This is a genomic window from Oerskovia sp. NPDC057915 (assembly GCF_042887685.1).
Classification (GTDB): Bacteria; Actinomycetota; Actinomycetes; order Actinomycetales; family Cellulomonadaceae; genus Oerskovia.
Genome location: NZ_JBHVOS010000049.1, coordinates 1 through 1,793, shown reverse-complemented (window position 1 = coordinate 1,793; position 1,793 = coordinate 1). Strand labels below are relative to the sequence as shown.

Annotated in this window: 1 protein-coding gene; it reads left to right on the top strand. The window is 71.4% G+C overall.

The features are described 5' to 3' along the window. The coding region (locus tag ACFVQ3_RS18775) for a transglycosylase family protein (protein WP_387642395.1) at positions 1 to 1,113 on the top strand (1,113 nt) is incomplete at its 5' end. Between the last annotated feature and the right edge of the window lie 680 nt (positions 1,114 to 1,793).

Sequence of the window (1,793 nt, the reverse complement as noted above, 5' to 3'; positions counted from 1 at the left end):
TACGGTTCCGCGAAGAAGACCGTCGAGCTCGATGTCGACGGTGAGATCACCACGGTGAGCACGTTCGCCGGTTCGGTCGAGGGTCTCCTGGCCGAGGAGGGTGTGCGGGTCACCGACAAGGACCTGATCGCTCCTGCGGGTGACTCCGCGCTGAAGAACGGTGCTGACGTCGTCGTGCGTTATGGGCGTCAGGTGACCGTGCAGACCGATGGTCAGCAGAGCGACGTGTGGGTCACGGCTCTGGATGCCGACGAGGCGCTCGACACGCTCGCTGGTCGTGGCGCCGACGTGCGTCTGGTCGCCTCCCGCTCCGGCGCCGACGGCCGTGCGGCGCTGCCGCTGCGCCTCGACGCGAACGGGCCGGTGAGCGTCGTGGCCGACGGCCAGACGAAGTCGGCCCCCGACGGTTCGATCGGCGTCAACTCGATCCTCGACCAGCAGGGCGTCGTGCTCGGCGAGCAGGACCGCGTCTCGGTCGCCCGCGACGAGACCGCGGACCCCGCGATCTCCCTCGTCGTCCAGCGCGTCGCCGTGAGCGACGTCCCCACCGCCACGCCGATCCCCTTCGAGACGGTCACCGAGCAGGACGCGAACCGCTTCGCGGACGAGGACCCCGTCGTCAAGCAGGAGGGCGTCGAGGGCACCTCGACCAAGGTCGAGACCGTCACGACGGTCGACGGCGTCGAGGAGTCCCGCGTGCTGGTCTCGGACGGCGTCACGACCGAGCCGGTCGCCAAGATCGTCGTGCAGGGCACCAAGGAGCGCCCGAAGGCGGCTCCCGCACCCCAGGCCGCTCCCAAGGCCGCTGCGGCGGCACCCAAGGCGAGCGCACCGGCTGCGGCCGCGGCCGCTCCTGCGGCGCCGAGCACGGTGGGCGGCGACGTCTGGGCCGCTCTCGCGAAGTGCGAGTCGGGCGGCAACCCCGCGACGAACACGGGCAACGGCTACTACGGCCTGTACCAGTTCTCCGCCAGCACCTGGAGGGCCATGGGCGGCTCCGGCCTCCCGTCGGAGGCGTCCGCCGAGGAGCAGACGATGCGCGCCCAGATGCTCCAGGCGCGGTCGGGCTGGGGTCAGTGGCCCGCGTGCACCAAGAAGCTCGGCCTGCGCTGAGCCGCAGGACGGTCTGACGGTCCCCGTCGGGGGCCGCCGGTCGGAAGAGGGTGCGACGCGCAGCGAGAGCTGCGGGTCGCACCCTCTTCCGCGTCCGGGGCTCGGGCTGCCGAGCCGAGGCTCGCCGGTGCGCAGGCGGTGCCGGCGAGGGCGCCGCCCCCTCCACCCGTGCTCGTCCTGTCCTGCGCGCGGTGCGACAGGTCTCCCGTCCTGGGCGGTGTGCGAGGTCTGACGGTGAGTGCCCGGCTCGTCCTGTGACGTGTCCCGCACACCGCGGGATCGACTTGGTGATCGATAACGAATCGGTTACGGTCGAGTGTCTCGTGTGCAGAGCTCACCAGAGTGTGATCGCCGCGAGTGGTGCCGACCGGGAAGAAGCCCTGGAAACGGTGCCCGGACCGCCGGATCGGCTGGTCGAGACCCCCGGAGCGACGTCGTCGCCCCGCGCGCTGCGCGGAAGGGGACCGTGCCATGACACGCCTCGGCCCCCCGTGACCGGACAGCACGACGACTGGACTCGAGTGAAGAACCCCTTCCGTACCCCCGTGGACGCGCAGCGCACCGCGCGCCACTCCGCAACCACCCCTTCGACTTCTGATGGTGTCGAGGCTGAGGCCTCCGCCACTTCTCCTGCTGTGCGGCGTCGCCGTTGGCCCTTGATCGCCGGTGCGACTGCTGTT